This is a genomic window from Bombella sp. ESL0385, from assembly GCF_009725755.1.
Classification (GTDB): domain Bacteria; phylum Pseudomonadota; class Alphaproteobacteria; order Acetobacterales; family Acetobacteraceae; genus Bombella; species Bombella pollinis.
The window spans coordinates 745,896-767,724 of the sequence record NZ_WNIJ01000001.1 but is presented as its reverse complement, the minus strand read 5'-3'; the positions used below and the strand labels follow the sequence as shown (position 1 = coordinate 767,724).

The window sequence follows — 21,829 nt, the reverse complement described above, 5'->3', positions numbered from 1 at the left end:
ATGCGTATTCGTCTTATCCCTCTTGCCACAGCGGTGCTGTGCCTGCCGCTCTTTGCCCTCGCCCCTGCCGCTGAGGCCCGCGCTGGGATGGGCTCCTCCCTTGGCAGCCGTGGCTCCCGTACATGGAGCGCACCGCCCCGCACCAGCGTTACCCCTAGCTGGACACGGCCTATGGACCGTAGCATGACCCCACGCACCCCCTCTTACGGCACGGCAGAGCCTTCCATGGGCAGTGGCTTTAACCGTCCTGCTTTTGGTGGTGGGATGCGCCCTCCCTTTGCGACACGTCATCCCTTCCTGACCAGCTTGGCCGGTGGCTTCTTAGGGGCTGGCCTTTTTGGAATGCTTAGCGGGCATGGCTTCTTTGGGGGCTTTAGTGGTGGCGGTTCCTTCTTTGGCTTTATCTTCCAAGCACTGCTCGTTGCGTTGCTGATAAACTTCATCATCAAATTATGGCGGCGATCCTCAAGCACGAATAATGGCCCTACAACGGGGTTTACGCCCGCTAATGGTGGGGCATCTCCCTTCCCCAGCCAACCTCAGGCGACACCAGCACAAGATGTTACCTTAACACCAGAGGATTATCAGAGCTTCCAACAACTCTTGCTCAATGTCCAAGCGGCATGGAGCGCGCAGGACATGGCCTCCCTGCAACGTATGGCCACGCCGGAGATGGTGAGTTACTTCAATAACCAACTCTCTGAGCTTACAAGCCGTGGGGCGCGCAATATTGTCTCTCAGGTACGTTTCATTCGTGGGGACCTCGCCGAGGCATGGCGAGAAGGCAACATCACTTATGCTAGCGTTGCTCTGCAATATTCTGCTGTCGATGTCACGACCGATAGTATGGGCACAGTGCTTGATGGCAGCAAAACCGAGCCACAAACTATTACAGAGCTTTGGACCTTCCTCCGGGCCGATGGACGCGGTAATTGGATTCTCTCTGCCATCCAACAAGCAGGGTAATCTTACACCTGCTGAGCATAGGTAAAGAAAACCCCGCATCCTGCCTGTGCTGGTGGGATGTGGGGTTTTTATAGGCCCTTATTGAGGGCACCTTACAGCCGATAAAGAGCTGCCACAAAAAGGGAAAGAGCAAAGAAGGACAAGCCAACAACAATGCCAAAAAGGCGGCCTTGCCGACGGGGGGTCGTATTAAGATCGCTCATATCAGAGGAACCCTATCAATCAATAGACCACAAAAGAGAAAAAAGAGATATGCCAGCGAGTAGCGAAAAGCGTAGCGAGCTGGTTTATCCTTTGTCAGGCTGTTACCCTTGTCATCTTGCTTATCACAGAGAACGCGCAGCCCGTAATAGATAAAGCCGAGGTCTAACAGGCTGGTGCAAACTGTGTAGAACCAGCCACATTGACCCACCACACTCGGCACGAGCGAGACAAGGCTTAAAATCACAGTATAAATGACAATCTGCCAGCGCGTATGGCGTGCACCTTTTACGACTGGCAACATGGGGATGCCCGCACTCTCATAATCCTTACACGCATAAAGGGAGAGAGACCAAAAATGCGGCGGCGTCCATAAAAAGACAATCGCGAACATCACTACAGGCAACACATCTAGCGAGCCCATGCTCGCAGCCCAGCCTATCATGGGGGGGAAAGCCCCCGCCGCCCCACCAATCACAATATTCTGCGGCGTGCTACGCTTAAGCCACATCGTATAAATCACGCCGTAAAAGAAGATGGAGAACGCCAAAATCCCCGCTGCGAGCAGGTTTGTCGCCAACCACAGCACCACAACCGACGCCACGGAGAGAATCACGGCATAAACCAGCGCGCTCGTCGGCTCTACACGCCCGCCTGGCACAGGGCGAACCTGCGTACGCTTCATAATCGCATCAATATCGCGGTCATACCACATATTGATGGCCCCAGCCGCCCCAGCCCCGATGCAAATACAAGCAATGATAACAAGACCAACGGGGATAGACGGCCATTTAGGGGCCACAGCCATGCCTGCAAGCCCCGTAAATACAACCAGCGAAATCACCCGCGGTTTGAGCAAGGCGATCCAATCTTGCAAGGCGGCATCACCATTTTGCCCCTCTACACGCAACATAGCCATAAACCGCGTTAGTAGCGATGAGGATGGTGTGGATGATGCCTGCATGATGCGATTACCCTTTACACTCAAGCTCGGCTCTAATGTTGGCACGCGCCACTAACAGAGCGTACCAAAGCCGCCCTGCGACCAAGCCGAACATGACCAGACTCGCCGTCATCAAGATAACCGCGGGGAGAGCAAGCTGCGGCATGACCGAGCAGACCGCCCCTATAAATGTCACAAAAGCATGAAGGGAGCCAAAAAAGGCCAGCCCTTTATTATGCTGAGCCAACCCCGTAGAGCACCACGCATAAAATGCCGCGCCTAATGCCAATAAGCTACCAAACATAACTAATTGATGGCTCGCCGCGCCTGAAAGCCCAAAGGGGAGTGACTGCACATCCCCCAACACCATCAAAATCCAGCCCGCTAAAAGCAACACCAAACCACCAGAGGCCCAGCTTGCCACAGGGCCGGATGGCAAACGTGCGCGCCACATATCAACTAGAAACGCTCCTAAAAGAGCCAAGCAGGGCATCGCGAGCCCCACCACAAGCCCGACCCTATACGCCGTGGAGGATAGCCCCCCAAATAGATGGTCTGCCCAGCATAAAACAGGCACAAGCCCCATCACCCCAAAAGCATAAGGGGCGCATCGTACGACCATGCCACGTTCCGCTTTGGCAGGGAGCAGGGCTGCAACAATAATCCCTAAAGAAGGAACGCTCAGCAAGCTCATCTCGACCCCACCATGCAGGACTGCCAGCAAAGCTGTTGCCCCACCACCCGCAAAGCCACTACGCACGAGGAAAGCCAAAAGAACCGGTGCTACGATGAGAACGGACAAAGCACTCCCCACAAAAGCCCAAATGAGGGGAGGAAACGCCCGAAAGGTGATAGAGCGCATCTCCAATATTGTGGCAAGAACATTGACGGCCAAAGCCAACATCCCCAAGGCCCAAAGGGCTAACCCCCCATAGGGCATAACAGGCAGCAAAAACACACCGACAGCTAACAGCACAAACCCAATATGAGAGGCAGTGGGGAGGGCCATCCCCTCACCCTTTAACAGCTTGGGGAGAAACCATTGCGCCATGCCCCCCAACATCACAGGGCAGACGACATAAAGCGTCATCAACAACGCATGAGCCACCACAACACCAGCAGAGGGTTGCACATGGAGGAAAGGCAGCCCTAACATTCCCCCTAACATGCCCGCAAAAAATGCCAATAGGAAGAACGCCCCGCCCCCCTGATACGCTGGAACGGAGGATGTTTTATGAAATAAGGGCCTTGCAGTCACGTCTTTGATGCCAGTTTGTTCTTGTCTCAATCCAATCTAACCATCCTTAAACGAATGGAAGACCTTATTCTTTAGACGGCTCTGGCGGCAATGTCACGAGGGTAAACAACCCCGCTGGAGGAACAGGTGTAATCGTCGCACGCGCTAAATCCTCCGGGGGCAGGAGTGATTCAATCGCAAAATCAGGATGCCAACCTAGCGCACGCGAGGCCCGTGCCATCACACGCTCCACATGCAAACGAATCCCCCCCCGGGCTAGGAAGTGGTTGACAAAAAGGATATGCCCCCCCGGCTTTACCACCCGTTTTAGCTCGGCCAACAGGCGGTCAGGATGCGGCACCACAGAAGCCACAAACATCCCTACGGCGATGTCAAAACTATTATCAGCAAAGCTTGTTTGCTCTGCATCCATCACCAAAAGTTCATCAATATTACGCAGGCCATCGCGCTTTACGCGCTCTTTGGCTAAGGCCAGCATATCTTCTGAAAGATCGATTCCTGTAATGCGTTTTTCAGCCCGATAAGAGGGCAAAGCAAGCCCGGTACCAACACCAACCTCCAGCACGCGCTCTCCCGATAGGGCATTCACCGCGGCTACAGCCCGCCGCCGCCCAAAGGCAGAGACACCACCAAAGACTTTGTCATACATCCGTGCCCAACGGCGATACGCCTCACGCACACTATCTGCATCAAGAGAAGAACGAGGGTTAGGGGAAGACACCATGAAAAAAACGCAGCCTCAACAGTCTGCCCCCAATTAAAGCGGGGAGCATAATCGCTACTGACACCAGTCAGTTCGCCTCCTTCTTGCCTCTCATCACCCTTAGATGACAAGGTCACGGAGCAGTATAATGTAAAAAAAATTGCGTATCTGCCTTGCATCGCCTTGGTCTAAGAGGCAGGACTATGAGGATGAAGCATCTTAACCTCATTCTTGCTCTGCTCTGCCTGCTTACATGGGTAAGCCTGTATCTCGTTTATTATAAAGAGAAACTCATCCCCTGGGCGATTAACCGTTTTACGCGCGATAAAATGCCTAAAAGTATCGACATAAAGGACGGCTATTTCTCTGACGGTATAGCCGTCCCCTTCCGCGAAAATCTCCACCCCTCTAAAAAGCCCTCACAAGCAGAAGAAGGGGAAAACACAGAGCCATCGCCTCAACAGATGCAGAAGCATGGTGCGGAGGGTGATGCTCCACCTCCCCCGCACCAGCCATAGGGTATAAAGAGGTCAGGCTAGACGCCCCTCAATACACTCCCAAATTAACCCAGCACTATTAATGCCATCAAAGCGATCCAGCTCTTGTAGGCCTGTTGGGGACGTGACGTTGATCTCCGTCAGCCAATCGCCAATCACATCAATGCCGGTGAAGATAAGCCCGTGCTCTTTAAGGTAAGGGCCTATCGCTTTGCAGATCTCCTTATCCCGCGCTGTCAGGGCCACACGCTCGGCACGACCACCGACATGCATGTTAGAGCGCGCATCACCCTGGGCTGGCACGCGGTTGATCGCCCCAATCGGCTCCCCATCTACAAGGATGATGCGCTTATCGCCTAACCGCACAGCAGGTTCGTAACGCTGCACCATTAAAGGCTCACGCGAGCGAGAGAAGTGCATCTCCAAAAGGGATGAGAAGTTCTCATCATCCTCCTTCACCCGAAAGATGCCCACCCCACCATTGCCGTACAGAGGCTTGAGGATAATGTCCTTATGCGTCTGGCGGAAAGCGGCAATCGCCTCCTTATCCCATGTAACCAAGGTTGGCGGCATAAGCTGGGGAAAATGCGTGACCAGCAACTTCTCTGGCGCATTGCGCACCGAGATAGGGTCATTCACCACCAATGCCCGCCCCGGCCCTGTGCCATGAATATGCTCTAACATATGGGTCGCTGTGATATAGCCCATATCAAAAGGCGGGTCTTGCCGCATGAGAATGACATCAAAACTGCCGAGGTCTAATACCTCCTCTGGGCCAAAAGCCGCATGGTCCCCCTTTTTACGCTGGACACTCACCTTACGTCCCCGCGCTTGGAGGCGGCTTGAGGTGCCCTTCCCCTCCAATAAAGACAATGTGGTGGGATGATAGACATAAAGCTCATGACCACGCCGTTGGGCTTCTAACATCAATGCGAAGGTGGAATCGCCATCAATATTAATCTCCTCCAACGGGTCCATCTGCACAGCCACACGGCATGAGGACGATGATAACGACACCATAACTTATTACTCCGCAAAGCAGGTCACAAAGGCGCAAGCCAGATGGCTCTCTTAGGCCGGACTTAAGCCGGATGAGGATAGGTGATAGATAGGACCTCTACCAATACAGGGCCAGAGGGGGTGTGCATAGTCACTTCATCATGCACAGCCGCCTTCATCAAGGCCCGTGCAGCAGGGGCTTGCAGGCTAATCTCCCCATGCTCCAACCGCGCTTCATCCACACCGAGGATGGTCACCGTATAATGGCGGTCCTCCTCATCAGCGTAACATACAGTAGCCCCAAAAAAGACACGCTGGCGATTGGTCTGCGCGGCGGGGTCCACAATCACGGCCTGATCCAGCCTTTTGGTTAGGAAGCGGATGCGCCGGTCAATCTCGCGGAGGCGGCGTTTACCATATTGATAATCCGCATTCTCGGAGCGATCCCCATTACTCGCCGCCCAAGAGACAATCTCCACAACCTGCGGGCGTTCCTTTTGGGTTAGCTCTTTAAGCTCCGCCCGCATCCGCGCAGCCCCTTGAGGGGAGAGATAACGATGCAGCGCAATCTTCTCACCAGCCATACAGCCTAGCCTTCTGCCGGGCGGCGTGGGGCCTCAACTTGGACATGCAGCATCCCCCCACAGCTTTGCCCCGGCGCAAGAACATGTACGCCCCGCCCTGCACTATCAGGCCGATTAAGCGCGTCCGTCATGCTCGTTACAGGCTCAATAGCCACATAGTCATCAGCGAGTTGGGAGAACACCACCAGATGAGAGAATATTCCATCCGCCTTTATCGTCACAGACGGAATTGTAGGGGATGGCTCCAAAAGCGCAGAACCGGTAAAGCCTGCAAAACCGTTATCCAACACGCGCCCTGCCAAAGCCTGCCCTTTGGAGAAATCCCACTCCCCCTCGCAGGCTTTTTGCGTCTCTGGCAGGCCTGTCTTATCCGTCAACCACACGGAGGCCGCGTTAAAGGTTAAACGGGCTGCCTCTGTTGCATGGAAGAAGGGATGAAAGCCAAACCCTACAGGCTGGTCACGCTCATCGCAATTCTTCATCACTAAAGAGATATGCAGCCCATCAGCGCGTAACTCATACGAGATGACAGCTCGATACGCGTAAGGCCATTCCCGCTTCGCCGCTTCATCCTCTGGCTTATGTTCGAAGGTCAAAATAGCGTGGCTCTCCGTCTTATGAGAGACCTGCCATTCATGCTCCCACCCATTACCGTGGATAGAATGAGGGCAGCCTTCCATATTCAAAGCAAGCTGATGCGCCTCCCCCCCAAAAGCGAATTGCCCCTTCGCAAGACGATTCACATAAGGCAGAAGCGGGTAAGCCCCCACCGCTATACCCTTTTGCCCGCGTAAAGCCTCATTAGCGACAGGGCGAAGAATATCATGCCCCCGCACCTGCCATTGCACCAAAGCGGCCCCGACATCAGGCAGGATAGTAAGGCTCTGCTCGTCTCTCTTTAGGGTTAACATGGCTAATCCTTCTTTCTGCGTTTGCTTGTCCGTTTGGTCGTCTTACGGGCTGGCCCTTGGGGGGCGGCTTTGGCGGGCATGGGGGGAGCTACCAAGCCAATATCACTTGCCTCCCGCCGGTGAATCTCATCACGAAAGGCCGCTGCCTGCTCGAAGTCAAGCTCTGCTGCGGCTTCTCGCATCTTTTTACGCAATTCATCAAGGGTAAGCTGTGGGTCTGCCTCGGCAGAAGGCTCCTTGCCCGCGATTTCTTCTTGAAAGAGCGTATCACTAATACGGCTTCGCACAGTTTGCGGGGTGATGCCGTGGGCCTCATTCCACGCCATTTGCTTCTCACGGCGGCGGGCTGTTTCCTCAATCGCATAACGTAGGCTATCGGTCTCCTTATCCGCATAAAGTAAGACACGGCCATTCACGTTACGAGCGGCACGGCCAATAGTCTGCACAAGCGAAGTACGCGAGCGCAAAAAGCCCTCTTTATCCGCATCAAGAATCGCCACAAGGGCACATTCGGGAATATCCAACCCCTCCCGCAGGAGGTTAATGCCCACCAGCACATCAAACGCGCCTAGCCGCAAATCTCGAATAATCTCCATGCGCTCCAACGTATCAATATCGGAATGGAGATAGCGAACCTTTACGCCATGTTCGGAGAGATATTCTGTCAAATCCTCGGCCATGCGTTTTGTGAGGGTTGTGACCAGAACACGACCATTCTCGGCAATCGTGGCTTTGGCCTCATGCAACAAATCGTCCACCTGCCCTTCTACCGGGCGGATGATGGTTATCGGGTCTGTTAAGCCTGTGGGGCGGATAATCTGCTCGGCAAAGGCCCCTTCTGTTTGTTCCATTTCCCACGGCCCTGGCGTGGCGGAAACGAAGATACTTTGCGGGCGGAACGCATCCCACTCCGAAAAAGATAAAGGCCGGTTATCCAAACATGATGGCAAACGAAAGCCGAAATCCGCCAGCGTTTCCTTCCGTGCGCGGTCGCCTCGCTCCATCCCACCAATTTGCGGCACGCCCACATGGCTCTCATCAACAATGAGCAACGCATCTTCGGGGAGATATTCAAAGAGGGTTGGTGGCGGGTCACCGGGCCTACGCCCAGAGAGATAGCGGGAATAATTCTCGATCCCCTTACACACGCCTGTTGTCTCTAGCATTTCAAGGTCAAAATTGGTCCGTTGGAGGATGCGCTCCTCCTCCAGCGGTTTCCCCGCATTTTGGAAATACCGAATCCGCTCTTGCAGCTCATCTTTGATGCTCACCATCGCTTGATTCAGCGTTGGCCGGGGCGTGACGTAATGAGAGCTGGCATAGAGGCTTACCTCCTCCAACTCTGCCGTTTTCTCCCCTGTTAACGGGTCGAACTCTGTAATACTCTCCACCTCATCACCAAAGAGCATTACACGCCAAGCGCGATCCTCATTCTGGATGGGGAAAATATCCACCTGCTCCCCCCGCACACGGAAGGTTCCACGCTCAAAAGCGAGGTCATTGCGTTGATATTGCAGCTCCACCAAATGACGGATGAGGTCGTCACGGTCGATAATCTCCCCCGGCACGAGGCGAATCTTCATCCGCGCATATGATTCGGGCGATCCAATACCGTAAATACAAGAGACAGACGCTACGATGATGACATCATTGCGCTCCAACAATGCTTGTGTGGCGGCATGGCGCATCCGGTCGATGCGCTCATTACGCTGGCTATCTTTCTCAATGAACGTATCTGAGCGCGGAACGTAAGCTTCTGGCTGGTAATAATCATAGTAGGAGACGAAATATTCCACCGCATTATCGGGGAAAAACTGCTTCATCTCGCTATAAAGCTGGGCGGCTAAGGTCTTATTGGGGGCCATGATGAGCGTAGGGCGTTGGGCGGCCTCAATCACCTTCGCCATGGTGAAGGTCTTACCAGAGCCTGTCACGCCCATAAGCACTTGGTCCCGCTCTCCAGCGGCCAACCCTTCTACCAAACTTGCAATCGCTTGGGGTTGATCACCAGAAGGCTCATAGTCCGACTGCACAACAAGCCGCTTTAGCTTTGGCTTTGCCGGTTGGCGTTCAGGGAAAAAATCCGTCTGACGCGGGGCGATAGGTTTTTTCTTCTTACGAGAGGATGAGACTACCATGCCCCCTAAAATGGGACTATCTTTCTGCTATCACAAGATGCTAATGACGGAATAAATGGCTCGCCCTCCTCGGGCTGCTCCATCCCTATAAAACTAGTAGCTCTTGAGAGATTATTTACCGCGAGCCCGCTTCTTCAAACGTCACATCTCTAAAAAGGTTGGACCCTTATGGATATTGAACAAATTACGCGGAGCTACACGCAGTTTCGCAACACAGCGCAAGAGGCTTTTCAACTCATTGACCGGTTAACCGGCCAAATGCAGGAAGCCTCCCAAAATGGCGATGCGCAAGCTGGTGAATGGGCCGAGAGCCTCCAGAAAATTTCCTCCATCTTCCAAAATGGTCAAGGCCATGCGGGCGACCTTGTGGGGCAGCTTGCTGGGCTTGTTAGCCATCTTGGTGAAAAGACAGACGGAGCAAGCTCTGGGGAGCAAGGCGGCGATGTCGCAAACTTCGGCAAGTCTCTTCAGCAAGATGTTATCCAAGAGATTGGTGGCGCATTGCTAAAGAAGTTCCTCCGGTAAGGACCGGCCATAATCTGCATTATGATGAGGCCCAACACGTATTAAGCGCGTTGGGCCTTATTTTTACTGAGCGGGACTAACCTGCGCTTTCTCCAAGGCCTCTTTTTGGCGGGCTGTGAGGGCTTCCACCGTGAAGTCCTGTGTGAGCTCCATAAAGAGCCGGTGCCAATTCACCTTCGCCCCCAACCGTAAGAAGGCACTGCCTAACCCAATGGCAGAGCGGTCTAACATCACGAACTCACGCGGTAAGGTGATGCCGCCCGTCCGTTTTAACCCCTCATAAACACGCTCTAACACTTTACGGGCCTCTTGGGGGTTATTGCTCTCCCCTACATCACAAACATGGTCCGTCATCAAAGGGCGGTAGAAAAAGCGTGCCCATTCATTCAACACCGCTGCACGCTCGCGGGAAATATCCTTAAAGCCCCAAGCATAATAAGCCTCATAAGCGCGCTCCTCATCCCCATCCCGCAGAGCATGAAAAAGCGCAAGGACACCCTCTACAAAACGAGGCGAGAAAATCCGCACCGCGCCGAAATCCAACAGATTCAACCCGCCATTTTTTCGCACGGTAAAATTACCCATATGCGGGTCACCATGAATCACCCCATAGCGATAAAAAGGCGTGTACCATGCTTTAAACAACGCTACCGCAATCGCATTACGCTCCTCTTGGGAGCGTTGCTCGGCCAAAACGGACTTCATGGAGCGACCTGGCACCCAATCCATCGTCAAAAGTCGCCCTGTTGTTAGCTCTGCCACAGGGTGAGGGACGGTAACCTCTGGCACATCGGCCAACATATGCTGGTAAAGCCGCACATGGCTGGCCTCACGAATATAATCCAACTCCTCGCGCATCCGCTCCGCAAGCTCGGTATAGACCTCATCTTGCCTAATGGCATTACCCACAAGACTAAAGACCCCTAAACCGCGTTTAAGCTGCTTTAAATCCTGCTCCATCGCGCCGGCCATACCGGGATATTGCAGTTTGCATGCAACCTCGCGCCCATCGGCCAAAGCCGCGCGATGCACCTGCCCTAATGATGCCGCTGCAACAGCCTCATGGCTAAAAGAGCGGAAATGCCCCTCCCAGCCCGGCCCTAGCTCGGCCTTCATCCGCCGTTGCACGAAGCTCCACCCCATAGGCGGCGCATTGGATTGGAGATGTGCTAACTCCTCCGCATATTCATCCGGCAAAGCCCCGGGGATGGTGGAGAGAAGCTGCGCGGCTTTCATCATCGGCCCTTTTAATGAGCCTAAAACAGCGCGTAACTCCTCCGCATGGCTCGTTTTATTGCTGCGCAGCCCCAGCTTATGGCCTGCCATGCGCACTGCAACACCGCCCACCATGCCAGATGCCTGAAACATACGCTGCATGTTATCGACAAAGCCGGTCTTATCGATGTCACGTTCACGCGCCATGCTCATCATCCTTCTTTACTCTGCCCATGAGGGCGGGGAATGACCTTTTAGGAATGAGGCGTGGCCTCAAGCTGGTCAATAAGGCCAGAAATCACATCCAACCCACGCGTCCAGAAGGATGGATCACCCGCATTCAACCCAAAAGGAGCGAGCAGCTCTTGGTGACGCAACGTCCCCCCAGCGGCCAACATCTCCTTATACTTACCGGCAAAACCTGCGGGACTATCCTGGTACACACCATAAAGGGCATTCACCAAACAATCGCCAAACGCATAAGCATAGACATAAAAAGGCGAATGAATGAAATGTGGGATATATGACCAATAAAGGTCATAATCCGGGGTGAAATGGAAGGCCGGCCCTAAGCTGCGCGTTTGCACATCACGCCAGATTTCCCCTAAACGCTCGGCAGGGATTTCCCCTTTGCGGCGTTCATCATGGACCTGTACCTCAAAGAGGTAAAAGGCAATTTGCCGCACCACAGTATTGAGCATATCCTCCACTTTGGACGCGAGGAGATGATGGCGGCATTTAGCGTCACTCTCCCCATCCAATAGAGATTGGAAAGTCAACATCTCCCCAAAAACTGAGGCTGTCTCTGCCAACGTTAAAGGCGTGTTGGAGCGTAAATAGCCCTGCTTCTGCCCTGCTAACATCTGATGAATCCCATGCCCCATCTCATGGGCTAAGGTCATCACATCGCGCGGGCGGCCATGATAATTCATCAATAAATAAGGATGGACAGACGGCACAACAGGATGCGCAAACGCCCCGGAGGACTTACCCGGCACTGCTGCCGCATCAATCCATGGATTGCTCAAAAAACTATGAGCATGACGGCCCATCTCCTCATCAAAATCCTGATAAGCGCGATGAACAATAGCCTTGCCCTCATCCCAGCTTAGCCGTTTATCCTGAACATCTGGCAGAGGGGCGTTACGGTCCCAATGCTCCAGCTGCTCTAACCCCAGCCAACGGGCCTTCATGCTGTAATAGCGGTGCGATAAACGCGGGAAAGCCGCCTGCACAGCATCCACCAGCGCATCAACAACCTCATCCTCCACCATATTGGCCCGGTTACGGCTGCTCACAGGGCGCGGATAACCGCGCATGGCATCAGTTGTGGCTTTATCCTTTGCTAAGGTATTGGTAATGCCAACAAGCAGCTTATTCTCCGCTGCTAATGTCGCACTAATGGCCTTTGCCGCGGCCTCCCGCCGCTCACGCTGACTATCGGTAAGGTAATTGAACACATCACCAAGGGGCTGGTCTTTCCCCTCAAAATGGACCATCAGCCCGGCCATGGTCTCATCAAAAAGACGCACCCACGCATTACGACCAGACACGGCCATATCCATCAATACACGCTCTACCTCATCAGAGAGCTGATAAGGCCGAAAGACGCGTAAATCCCGCAGATAAGATTGCCATGAGGCGAGGTCTTTATTCTCCTGAAAGCCAGCCTCTAAAACAGCATCATCAAGCCGGTTTAGCTCCAAGGGGAAAAAGAGCAGATGAGCCGAAAGAGCCGTTAGACGCTCACGCACGCTCTGGGCAAACCGCCCTACGCTGGCCTCTGTCGTATGGGCCGCAAAGAGAAGCTGAGCATAAGAGCCAATCTTCCCGAGCCCCTCCTCTATCACCTCATACCCTTGCAGGGCATGGGCCAGCTCCGCAGCGGAGGCTTTGCCAAGTTTACCCTTCCAGCGGGTCTCAAAGCTCTGAGCCTCCGCTGTTAAGCGGATGAAGTCCGACTCAAGGGCTGGGTCCTCTGGTGAGGTATAGAGGTCTGACAAATCCCAGCGTGGGGCCGCAACCGGGCCAGAGGCTGAGACAGACGAAGGCGAGGTGAGAAAAGATGTTATCATGCTGTCAGACTACCGCAAGCAAGCAGCCTCTGAAAACACCCTTTATCACTCTCCTCACCTCATTAGGCTAAATTAGGCCGAAAGATTTTTTAAATCCGCCTCCTCATAGCCAATGATGCGAGCATAATCCTTCGGCACGACATGCCAAAAATGCGGCATCATCTCATCCCAATGGTGCAGTAAGTCCGCTGCATAGGCACTGCCTGTCTCACGCTCGTGCCGCTCTACAAGGGTGCGTAGCTCGTCCTTCCAGCGTTGTGCTGTCACGGGCTGGCACATCACCGTGTCGTGATTCACCCGTTTGAGGAAGTCCCCTTCCCGGTCCAGCACATAAGCTGTTCCACCGGTAAAGCCTGCCCCAAAATTATCGCCCGCTTTACCCAGCACAACGACTGTCCCGCCGGTCATATATTCACAACCATTAGAGCCACAGCCCTCCACCACGGCAATAGCACCGGAGTTACGCACAGCAAATCGCTCCCCCGCTTGCCCAGCGGCAAATAATGCCCCCGCCGTGGCCCCATAAAGCACCGTATTGCCGATGATGGCGTTCTTCTCTGTCGCACAAGGTGTGGCTTTGCTAGGCCGCAGCACTAAGGTCGCCCCAGAGAGGCCTTTGCCAACATAATCATTCGCATCCCCTTCTACCTCAATGCGTAGCCCTTGCACGGCAAAAGCCCCTAGCGATTGCCCCGCAGAACCGCGCAACGACAATGTGAGGTGCCCTTCTGGCAGACTTGCCATCCCAAAGCGGCGGGTGATGAGGGAGGAAAGACGCGTCCCCACCGCGCGATGTGTATTGCGGACAATATAATGAAGATGCAATTTCTCGCGCCGCTCAAAGAGTGGTTGAGCATCAGCAATAATCTGCGCATCAAGCGTATCAGGCACTTCATTACGGCCCTCTAGGGTGCAATGGCGGGCAAAACCACCCGTATCGGCCTGTACGAGCAGCGCGTTTAAGTCCAAATCATCCAAATAATCCGAGCCACGATAGACCTGATGCAGCAAATCTGTCCGCCCGATAATCTCATCAAGGGAGCGGAAGCCTAAACGTGCAAGGATATTACGAACATCCTCGGCAATGAGGGTAAAGAGGTTAATCACCTTCTCTGGTGTGCCCTCAAACTTCTTACGCAGCTCCTCATCCTGCACGCATACCCCAACAGGGCAGGTGTTGGTATGGCATTGCCGCACCATGATACAGCCCATCGCTACCAGAGCCGCCGTACCGATGCCGAACTCCTCCGCCCCTAACATCGCGGCCATGACGACATCACGCCCGGTTTTAATCCCGCCATCCACACGCAACTTCAACCGATGACGCAAGCGATTAAGCATCAACACCTGATGCGTCTCACTCAACCCCATCTCCCATGGTAAGCCTGCATAATAGATGGAGGATTGGGCACTCGCCCCTGTCCCGCCTGAATGACCAGAAATCAAAATCGCATCCGCTTTGGCTTTCGCCACACCAGCAGCAATCGTGCCGATGCCTGTCCGTGCCACAAGCTTGACCGTCACGCTGGCCTCTGGATTGATTTGTTTGAGGTCATAAATCAGCTGGGCGAGGTCCTCGATGGAGTAAATATCATGATGCGGGGGTGGAGAAATCAACGTCACACCCGGTGTTGCATGGCGCAAGCGTGCAATCAGCTCCGTCACTTTAAAGCCCGGAAGCTGACCCCCTTCCCCCGGTTTTGCCCCTTGAGCAACCTTAATCTCCAGCTCGCGGCAATTATTGAGATATTCTGCCGTAACACCAAAACGCCCCGAGGCAACCTGCTTAATCGCAGAGGACGCATTATCCCCATTTGGCCGCGGCATCGCCCGCGCCGGGTCCTCCCCCCCCTCGCCGGAATCAGACTTCGCACCGATGCGATTCATGGCGATGGCTAAGGTCTCGTGCGCTTCAGGGCTTAAAGCCCCGAGGGAAATACCCGGTGCCACCAAGCGGCGGCGAATTTGAGTGATGCCTTCAACATCATCAACATCAATAGGCCGCGCGGTGGAGCGGAAATCCAACAAGTCACGCAGAGCAACAGGCTCTTGGGCTTCCAACGTCTCAACATAACGGCGAAAGAGCTTGTAACTATTGGCCTGCACTGCCGTTTGCAGCATATGCACAGCACTCGCCGAGAAGGAATGAGCCTCCCCACCGGGGCGGATTTTATACCGTCCCCCAATGGGCAGGGGCGAAATATTCGCCGCTTGCCATGCGCGTTTATGCGCCTTGATGACATTACGCGCGATGCCCGGCAGCCCAATGCCCGAAATACGCGAGGCCATACCGGGGAAGAACTCCGCCACCAAAGCACGCGACAGGCCGATTGCCTCGAAATTATAGCCCCCACGATAAGCCGAGACGACCGAAATCCCCGCTTTGGACATAATCTTCAAAAGGCCTTTATCCACGGCCTTACGGTATTGCTCCATCGCTTGGCGAAGGGTCATTTTGCCAAACAGGCCCCGGCGGAGACGCTCTGCAATGCTTTGCTGAGCCAACCACGGATTCACAGTCGAGGCCCCAACACCGACCATCACCGCTAGACTATGAACATCCAACACATCTGAGGCTCGTACATTCACGGAGGTGAAAGTCCGCAAACTATGCGTGATGAGATGCACATGCACCGCCGCTACAGCCAGCACCATCGGCACGGCGGCACGCTCTGCCGTACTATGCTCATCTGTGAGGAAGAGATGCGCACAACCGCCGCGCACGGCCTCCTCAGCCTGTTGGCATAGATGGGTCAAAGCCGCGCGCATGCCCTCCTCCCCATCTGCTACGGGGAAGGTGCAATCAATCGTTGCCCCCTGCGAACCGCACATCTCCTGAAGGCGATGGAACTCCCCATTGGTTAAAATCGGGCTAGAGAGTTGAAGAAGCCGGCATTGGCTTGCTTCCTCCGCAAGGATATTGCCCAGATTCCCCAAGCGGGTCACAAGGCTCATAGCCCGCGTCTCTCGCAAACTATCAATCGGGGGGTTAGTAACTTGGCTAAAGCCTTGGCGGAAATAATGCGATAGGCCCCGATAATAGCGCGAGAGCACCTGCAAGGGCGTATCATCGCCCATAGAGGCCAAGGCCTCGCTCCCATTTTCCACCATCGGGTGAAGTGTGGCTTCCATATCCTCATAAGTGAGGTTGACCGCTAATTGACGGCGGCGGAGTGTTTCAGGGTCGATGCCCTCAGGCTCACTCACCTGTGCCATTATAGGGGCAAGGTCTTGGATGCCCTCTTTAATCCAGCCCTCATAATCCTGCCGTGTGATGAGCTGCTCTTGCACATCATCAGGTGTGTAAAAACGCCCTTCATCCAAATCGAGCGCGAGGGTTTGGCCCGGCCCTAGCCGCCCCCGTTGTGCGATGGCCTCATCAGGCACGCGGACCATCCCCGTCTCAGAGCCAACAATCAGCAACCCATCCTTTGTGAGGCTGTAGCGCAAGGGCCTAAGACCTGCCCGATCCAACCCCGCAATCACCCAACGGCCATCTGTACCACATAAGGCCGCAGGGCCGTCCCATGGCTCAATAACGGCATTGCAATAGCGGTAAAACGCCTTCGCCCGGCTAGAGAGGGACGAGTTCGCCCCCGCAGCAGCGGGGATAAGTAACGCTTTAGCAAAAGGCGCATGACGCCCCGCAAATGTCAGCAGCTCGAACACATTATCCAACGCCGCAGTGTCGGAACCTGCAACCTGCACAACCGGTTTTAGGGCGTCCATATAAGCATCAAGCTTAGGGCTGCTCAGGCGCGTCTCATGCGCGCGCATCCAATTCACATTGCCCGAAAGCGTATTGATTTCCCCATTATGAGCAATCTTGCGGAAGGGCTGCGCGAGCTTCCATGTTGGGAAGGTATTGGTGGAGTAACGCTGATGGTAAATCGCAAAGCGAGAGATGAAACGCTCATCAAGCAAATCAGGGTAAAAATCCGTCAGATTTTCCGCAAGGAACATGCCCTTATAAATCAAAGAACGGCATGAGAGAGAGCAGATATATAAATCCACATGCGCCTGTGTGGCCACCTTCTCAATACGCCGGCGGATGATATAAAGGTCACGCTCGAGCGTCTCCTCATCACGCCCCAGCGCGTTACGAATCATAATCTGCTCAATCTCGGGGCGGGTTTCATTCGCTTTTTCGCCAATGCAGGCTGTATTAATCGGCACTTGCCGCCAGCCATAAATCCCGTACCCAAATTTAAGGATTTCTGTCTCAATAATCTGCCGGCACCGCTCCTGCGCGGCAAGGTCTGTACGAGGCAGAAAGACCATCCCGACAGAAATACGGCCCTGAATCCGTAAATCCCCCGCATTATGAATGGCATCTTCAAAGAAGTTCTGCGGGATTTCGACATGAATCCCCGCCCCATCCCCGGTTTTGCCATCGGCATCTACTGCACCGCGATGCCAAATATTACCTAACGCCTCGATACCCGCTTTCACCACGGCACGGCTGGGTTTGCCATCCATCGCTGCGACCAGCCCAACACCGCAAGCATCATGCTCTTGGCGAGGGTCGTACAACCCCTCCAACCGTTGGAGATTCGCCTGATAAGAAGCCACAAAACCCTGCGCTGTCTCGGCTGAAGAGGATGCGCTTTTAGAATGTTTGTAAGAGGCTGACATTAGGCACACTCCCCAACGGATGGTTCTTCACTCACAGAGCAGGCAGAAAGATGCTTCATGATGGCGTCTGCCGCCCCTCGCCCATCACGAATAGCCCACACAACCAAGCTCGCCCCGCGCACAATATCCCCCCCAGCAAACACACCGGGTAGGCTCGTCTCATAGCCACGCTCCCCCACAGCTAATGTCCCCCACGATGTCACCGCTAAGTCTGGCTCTGCCCATAAGGTGGGGAGAGGCTCTGCCTCAAACCCCAAAGCGCAAATCACCATATCGGCTTTAAGGTCTCTCACCTGCTCGGTCGGCTCTACGGCTCGACGGCCTGTCTCATCAGCCGCACCAAGGCGCATCTCACGCAGCCGCACAGCTTCCACATGCCCATCGCCTAAGAAGGCCTCTGGAGTGAGCATCCATTCAAACCGCGCGCCTTCTTCCTCGGCATTGAGCACTTCTTGGCGAGAGCCGGGCATATTGTCACGATCCCGCCGATACGCGCAGACCACATCCGCCGCCCCTTGCCGAATAGCGGTGCGCATACAATCCATTGCCGTATCACCACCACCTAACACAACAACGCGCTTCCCTCGCGCTGTAAGGCTCTCTGTTGTGGCTTCATCACTTTGGGAGGCTTTAAGATAAGGCAGGGCCTCCACCACATTGGCTAAACCCACACCGGGGGCTTTGACCTGCCGCGCCCGATACACACCTGTCGCTAGAAACACAGCATCATGCTGCTGGCGTAAGGTCTCTAACGCAATCGCCCCTTCACCATGCCCAATCGCTTGGCCTAGATGAAAGATAATGCCTTGTGCCTCCAGCAACTTCCAGCGGCGTTCCACCACGCTTTTATCTAGCTTAAAACCGGGGATGCCATACATGAGCAACCCGCCGGGCTTCTCCTGCCGCTCATAAACATGCACCTCATACCCCGCCGCGCGCAGCCGCTCGGCACAGGCTAAACCCGCCGGGCCAGAGCCAACAATCCCGATACTCTGCCCTATCTCATGGCGCGGTGTGCGTGGTTGCACCCAGCCTTCCTCAAAAGCGGTCTCGGTAATGTACCGCTCTACTGCCCCGATGGTCACGCTCTTAAAGCCGGGTTGGATGACGCAATTCCCCTCACAAAGGCGATCTTGGGGACAAATACGCCCGCAAATCTCAGGGAAGCTATTGGTTTGGGAGGACAGCGCATAAGCCTCCTGTAACCGTCCCTCTGTCGCTAAGCGCAACCATTCGGGGATGATATTGCCTAACGGGCAATGCACCGTGCAATAAGGGATACCGCATTGCGAACAACGAGAGGCTTGCTCCCGCGCAGCGTCCGAGCGGAAACCTTCATAAATCTCCCTAAAATCCCGGCGTCTCTCCGCAGCAGAGCGTTTTGTGGGGCGTTTTTGAGACCATTTTACAAATTGCAACATCTGCTCAGCCATTTTACGCCCCATCCCTCGCTATATAATCTAAGCCCTTTTCATAAACAGATGCGAAATAGAAAAATAGACAGCATTGCTGACTAATTTTATCTTCCTATTCTTACTAAGAATGATTCTTAACTTATTTCTCTTTATAAAATAGTTCCGAAGCGGACCTTTTCTCTCTGCCTTGTTTAGCATCTTGCAAAAAAGACCAGTTCCTCTTAGAACCCTCCTCAAGCCCAGATGGCGGAATTGGTAGACGCGCAGGCTTCAGGTGCCTGTGTCCGCAAGGACGTGGAAGTTCGAGTCTTCTTCTGGGCACCAAGGCTTTCTCCCCGCTCATGTGGGGGGATGTGTTCTCCCCTTAGACAATCCGGTGGTTTTATGAGTACTCCGCACAACGCCATTCATCTTCATGAGGGCGACCTCCCGGACGGATTGGACCTAGGGAAAATTGTCGCGATTGATACCGAGACAATGGGCCTTAACCCTCACCGCGATAGGCTATGCCTTGTTCAACTCTCAAGCGGGGATGGGCAGGCACATCTTGTCCAATTCATCCCGGAACATCTTGGCGGGCGCGGCTATCATCATTGCCCGAATCTCAAAGCCTTATTGCAAGATGCCTCTGTCACCAAACTGATGCATTTTGCTCGCTTTGATGTCGCTGTATTGCAGCATTATTTGGGCATCACGCTTAACGCAATCATCTGCACAAAAATCGCCGCACGGCTTGTTTATACATTCACCGATAAGCATGGCCTTGCCTATCTCAGCCGGGAGCTTCTCGGTATTGAGATGTCCAAACAGCAACAAAGCTCCGATTGGGGGAGCCCGCATTTAACAGAGGAGCAGCTCCGCTATGCAGCCTCTGATGTGTTGTACCTCCATGCCCTTTGGGAGAAGCTAGAAGCTATGCTCATCCGCGAAGAGCGGCGTGAGCTTGCTCAAGACTGTTATGAGTTTCTACCCACCCGTGCAAAGCTAGACCTTCTCGGCTATGATGTGTCGGATATTTTTGCTCACCGCGCTTGATACGACTGCTTCATGACCTCTCCCTCCCTCGCGACAGCCTGCCACGCCTTATTGATGGAGCGTCAGGGGCTTGAGCAGCTTGAAGCCGCTTTGCAAGGGCCTATGCAGGTAGGGTTTGAGGCGGCTTTAGAGGCTATCCTCACTATGAAAGGCCGCCTTGTTCTCACAGGGATGGGGAAGTCTGGCCATATTGGGCGTAAAATCAACGCGACCTTAGCCTCCACGGGAACCCCCTCCCTCTTTCTCCATGCTGCTGAGGCAGCACATGGGGACCTCGGCATGGTCGAGCGTGGCGATGTCATCCTCTATCTTTCCAACTCCGGCGAGACGGATGAATTAGCCCCGATTCTCCTCCATGCGACGCGATTGGGGTTGGTGCAAATTGCCCTCACCAGCAATCCCGACTCTACCCTTGCTCGTGCTGTGCAGATTCCGCTTATCCTCCCACAAGTGCCCGAGGCCTGCCCAATGGGCCTAGCCCCTACGACCTCTTGCCTGCTGCAACTCGCTCTGGGTGATGCTCTAGCGATTGCCCTTTTAGGCCGCCGGGGGTTTAATCAAGACGATTTCCACCAACTGCACCCTGCTGGCACATTAGGCGCGCGCTTACGCCCTGTAAGTGACTTTATGCATAGCGGCGATGAGATGCCTCTCGGGCAAGAGACCATGCCGCTGCGTTCTATCATTTTAGAAATGACGCGCAAACGCTTTGGCTGTATCGGCATTTTAGATGAAGCTGGCCGCCTAAGTGGCTTTATCAGCGATGGTGACCTCCGCCCCGCTTTGGAGCGCGACCTTGATGCAACCTATGCAGCCGATATTATGAATCGCAGCCCGCTCACCACAACAGCACATGCCCGCGCACAGGAGGTGCAACATCTTATGAGCCACCGTCCCACCCCTGTGAGCAGCTTGTTCGTCTTGGATGAAGAACGCCGGCCTCTTGGTATCCTCCATATCCATGACCTTTTACGGGCAGGTCTCTCATGAAGGCTCCCCCTCCTAATCGAGATGATTTTGACCCAGACCGCGCAGCAAAAACGCAGCAACTAGCCCAATTACGGCAAGAGGCCCTCGCGCGCCGGCGTACACCGCCCTCTGCCGCCGCAATGGCCCGCCGCCGCCTATTATTCAAACGGGCGAAATGGGGATTGCCAGCTTTTGCAGCTTTTATGCTGCTCTGCATTGCCATTTGGCCGGAGATCAATCATCTCATCCACCAAAATAAAGCTATCTTAGAGATGATGCGCCATACCCATACTGATAGCGGTATGATGGAACACGCTATTTATCACGATATTGATTCGCATGAACGGCCCTACACGCTCACCGCGCGCATCGCCCAGCAAAGCGAGCATAACCGCATTGATATGACCGACCCCGTGGCCGATATTATGCTCCATAACGGGCAATGGATTCATGTGAGGGCTGATATAGGGATGTACCTCCAGCATGAACAAACATTGACCCTAACCGGCCATGTTGTCCTTTATCGCAGTGATGGCTTATTACTGAATAGCCCTACGGCTGATATCGACCTGCCACAACAAATTGTCGCCACGCATGATTGGGTCCATGCAGAAGGGCCTTTTGGCACACAGGACGCTGAAGGGGCTTTTATGGACCAACAAACAAATACGATTCAGTTCATCGGGGCAGGAAAGACGAATCATTTTGCTGATTTATCGCCCACCCCCTCTTCTCCCAAACCCGTAAAAAGCCCATAAGG

At 54.3% G+C, this 21,829-nt stretch carries 17 protein-coding genes and 1 tRNA gene; 7 read left to right on the top strand and 11 right to left on the bottom strand.

Annotation, left to right across the window (positions count from 1 at the left end; genetic code table 11):
• Positions 1-966 (top strand): Tim44-like domain-containing protein, encoded by a 966-nt coding sequence (locus GM557_RS03525; RefSeq protein WP_155572975.1) that lies wholly within the window; start codon positions 1-3, stop codon positions 964-966.
• A gap of 199 nt (positions 967-1,165) precedes the next feature.
• Here GM557_RS03525 and GM557_RS03520 read toward each other — a convergent pair whose 3' ends face one another.
• From GM557_RS03520 to GM557_RS03510, 3 genes are all read right to left on the bottom strand, one after another.
• Positions 1,166-2,086, bottom strand: coding sequence for a heme o synthase (locus GM557_RS03520; RefSeq protein ID WP_155573496.1), 921 nt, complete (start codon positions 2,084-2,086; stop codon positions 1,166-1,168).
• A 52-nt stretch (positions 2,087-2,138) separates the two neighbouring features.
• Positions 2,139-3,368 (bottom strand): hypothetical protein, encoded by a 1,230-nt coding sequence (locus tag GM557_RS03515; RefSeq protein ID WP_155572974.1) that lies wholly within the window; start codon positions 3,366-3,368, stop codon positions 2,139-2,141.
• A gap of 64 nt (positions 3,369-3,432) precedes the next feature.
• On the bottom strand, positions 3,433-4,092 hold the full coding sequence (locus GM557_RS03510) for a class I SAM-dependent methyltransferase (RefSeq protein WP_155572973.1): 660 nt from the start codon (positions 4,090-4,092) through the stop codon (positions 3,433-3,435).
• A gap of 188 nt (positions 4,093-4,280) precedes the next feature.
• On the opposite strand from GM557_RS03510, the gene GM557_RS03505 reads away from it, so the two are divergent.
• Entirely contained in the window at positions 4,281-4,589 is a 309-nt protein-coding gene (locus GM557_RS03505) for a hypothetical protein (protein WP_155572972.1), read from the top strand.
• Positions 4,590-4,601: 12 nt separating this feature from the next.
• Here the strand turns inward: GM557_RS03505 and gshB are convergent, their stop codons facing one another.
• The 4 genes from gshB to uvrB form a co-directional block, all read right to left on the bottom strand.
• On the bottom strand, positions 4,602-5,588 hold the full coding sequence (gene gshB, locus GM557_RS03500) for a glutathione synthase (protein WP_099026077.1): 987 nt from the start codon (positions 5,586-5,588) through the stop codon (positions 4,602-4,604).
• A gap of 62 nt (positions 5,589-5,650) precedes the next feature.
• Complete coding sequence (gene greB / locus GM557_RS03495) at positions 5,651-6,151, bottom strand: transcription elongation factor GreB (protein WP_099026078.1); 501 nt, start codon at positions 6,149-6,151, stop codon at positions 5,651-5,653.
• A gap of 5 nt (positions 6,152-6,156) precedes the next feature.
• Positions 6,157-7,062 carry an aldose 1-epimerase gene (locus tag GM557_RS03490; protein ID WP_155572971.1) on the bottom strand — a complete coding sequence of 302 codons (906 nt, stop codon included), beginning with the start codon at positions 7,060-7,062 and terminating at the stop codon, positions 6,157-6,159.
• Positions 7,063-7,064: 2 nt separating this feature from the next.
• The gene (uvrB, locus tag GM557_RS03485) at positions 7,065-9,200 is read right to left on the bottom strand and encodes an excinuclease ABC subunit UvrB (RefSeq protein ID WP_155572970.1); all 2,136 of its coding nucleotides are present in this window, start codon (positions 9,198-9,200) and stop codon (positions 7,065-7,067) included.
• A 168-nt stretch (positions 9,201-9,368) separates the two neighbouring features.
• Between uvrB and GM557_RS03480 the strand changes: the two genes are divergently transcribed.
• Entirely contained in the window at positions 9,369-9,725 is a 357-nt protein-coding gene (locus GM557_RS03480; RefSeq protein WP_099026081.1) for a hypothetical protein, read from the top strand.
• 63 nt (positions 9,726-9,788) lie between these two features.
• On the opposite strand, the gene GM557_RS03475 is transcribed toward GM557_RS03480, so the two are convergent.
• From GM557_RS03475 to GM557_RS03460, 4 genes are all read right to left on the bottom strand, one after another.
• On the bottom strand, positions 9,789-11,147 hold the full coding sequence (locus GM557_RS03475; protein WP_155572969.1) for an AarF/ABC1/UbiB kinase family protein: 1,359 nt from the start codon (positions 11,145-11,147) through the stop codon (positions 9,789-9,791).
• 47 nt (positions 11,148-11,194) lie between these two features.
• Entirely contained in the window at positions 11,195-13,015 is a 1,821-nt protein-coding gene (locus GM557_RS03470) for a M3 family oligoendopeptidase (protein WP_099026083.1), read from the bottom strand.
• Positions 13,016-13,087: 72 nt separating this feature from the next.
• Complete coding sequence (gltB, locus tag GM557_RS03465) at positions 13,088-17,650, bottom strand: glutamate synthase large subunit (RefSeq protein ID WP_155572968.1); 4,563 nt, start codon at positions 17,648-17,650, stop codon at positions 13,088-13,090.
• Positions 17,650-19,083, bottom strand: a complete 1,434-nt coding sequence (locus GM557_RS03460) for an NAD(P)-dependent oxidoreductase (protein ID WP_155572967.1) — start codon at positions 19,081-19,083, stop codon at positions 17,650-17,652. The genes gltB and GM557_RS03460 overlap by 1 nt, the downstream gene beginning before the upstream one ends.
• 219 nt (positions 19,084-19,302) lie before the next feature.
• Between GM557_RS03460 and GM557_RS03455 the strand changes: the two genes are divergently transcribed.
• The 4 genes from GM557_RS03455 to lptC all read left to right on the top strand — a co-directional run bounded on the left by GM557_RS03455 (position 19,303) and on the right by lptC (position 21,827).
• Positions 19,303-19,389, top strand: a tRNA-Leu gene (locus GM557_RS03455).
• A 60-nt stretch (positions 19,390-19,449) separates the two neighbouring features.
• On the top strand, positions 19,450-20,100 hold the full coding sequence (locus GM557_RS03450; RefSeq protein ID WP_155572966.1) for a ribonuclease D: 651 nt from the start codon (positions 19,450-19,452) through the stop codon (positions 20,098-20,100).
• Positions 20,101-20,112: 12 nt separating this feature from the next.
• The gene (locus GM557_RS03445) at positions 20,113-21,090 is read left to right on the top strand and encodes an SIS domain-containing protein (protein ID WP_155572965.1); all 978 of its coding nucleotides are present in this window, start codon (positions 20,113-20,115) and stop codon (positions 21,088-21,090) included.
• The gene (lptC, locus tag GM557_RS03440; RefSeq protein WP_155572964.1) at positions 21,087-21,827 is read left to right on the top strand and encodes an LPS export ABC transporter periplasmic protein LptC; all 741 of its coding nucleotides are present in this window, start codon (positions 21,087-21,089) and stop codon (positions 21,825-21,827) included. The genes GM557_RS03445 and lptC overlap by 4 nt, the downstream gene beginning before the upstream one ends.
• Positions 21,828-21,829 lie beyond the last annotated feature (2 nt).

Coding starts and splice junctions, on each gene's coding strand:
- GM557_RS03525 (WP_155572975.1), top strand. CDS start 1: ATGCGTATTCGTCTTATCCCTCTTGCCACAGCGGTGCTGTGCCTGCCG.
- GM557_RS03520 (WP_155573496.1), bottom strand. CDS start 2,086: ATGGCTATGTTGCGTGTAGAGGGGCAAAATGGTGATGCCGCCTTGCAA.
- GM557_RS03510 (WP_155572973.1), bottom strand. CDS start 4,092: ATGGTGTCTTCCCCTAACCCTCGTTCTTCTCTTGATGCAGATAGTGTG.
- GM557_RS03505 (WP_155572972.1), top strand. CDS start 4,281: ATGAAGCATCTTAACCTCATTCTTGCTCTGCTCTGCCTGCTTACATGG.
- gshB (WP_099026077.1), bottom strand. CDS start 5,588: ATGGTGTCGTTATCATCGTCCTCATGCCGTGTGGCTGTGCAGATGGAC.
- greB (WP_099026078.1), bottom strand. CDS start 6,151: ATGGCTGGTGAGAAGATTGCGCTGCATCGTTATCTCTCCCCTCAAGGG.
- GM557_RS03490 (WP_155572971.1), bottom strand. CDS start 7,062: ATGTTAACCCTAAAGAGAGACGAGCAGAGCCTTACTATCCTGCCTGAT.
- uvrB (WP_155572970.1), bottom strand. CDS start 9,200: ATGGTAGTCTCATCCTCTCGTAAGAAGAAAAAACCTATCGCCCCGCGT.
- GM557_RS03480 (WP_099026081.1), top strand. CDS start 9,369: ATGGATATTGAACAAATTACGCGGAGCTACACGCAGTTTCGCAACACA.
- GM557_RS03475 (WP_155572969.1), bottom strand. CDS start 11,147: ATGGCGCGTGAACGTGACATCGATAAGACCGGCTTTGTCGATAACATG.
- GM557_RS03470 (WP_099026083.1), bottom strand. CDS start 13,015: ATGATAACATCTTTTCTCACCTCGCCTTCGTCTGTCTCAGCCTCTGGC.
- gltB (WP_155572968.1), bottom strand. CDS start 17,650: ATGTCAGCCTCTTACAAACATTCTAAAAGCGCATCCTCTTCAGCCGAG.
- GM557_RS03460 (WP_155572967.1), bottom strand. CDS start 19,083: ATGGCTGAGCAGATGTTGCAATTTGTAAAATGGTCTCAAAAACGCCCC.
- GM557_RS03450 (WP_155572966.1), top strand. CDS start 19,450: ATGAGTACTCCGCACAACGCCATTCATCTTCATGAGGGCGACCTCCCG.
- GM557_RS03445 (WP_155572965.1), top strand. CDS start 20,113: ATGACCTCTCCCTCCCTCGCGACAGCCTGCCACGCCTTATTGATGGAG.
- lptC (WP_155572964.1), top strand. CDS start 21,087: ATGAAGGCTCCCCCTCCTAATCGAGATGATTTTGACCCAGACCGCGCA.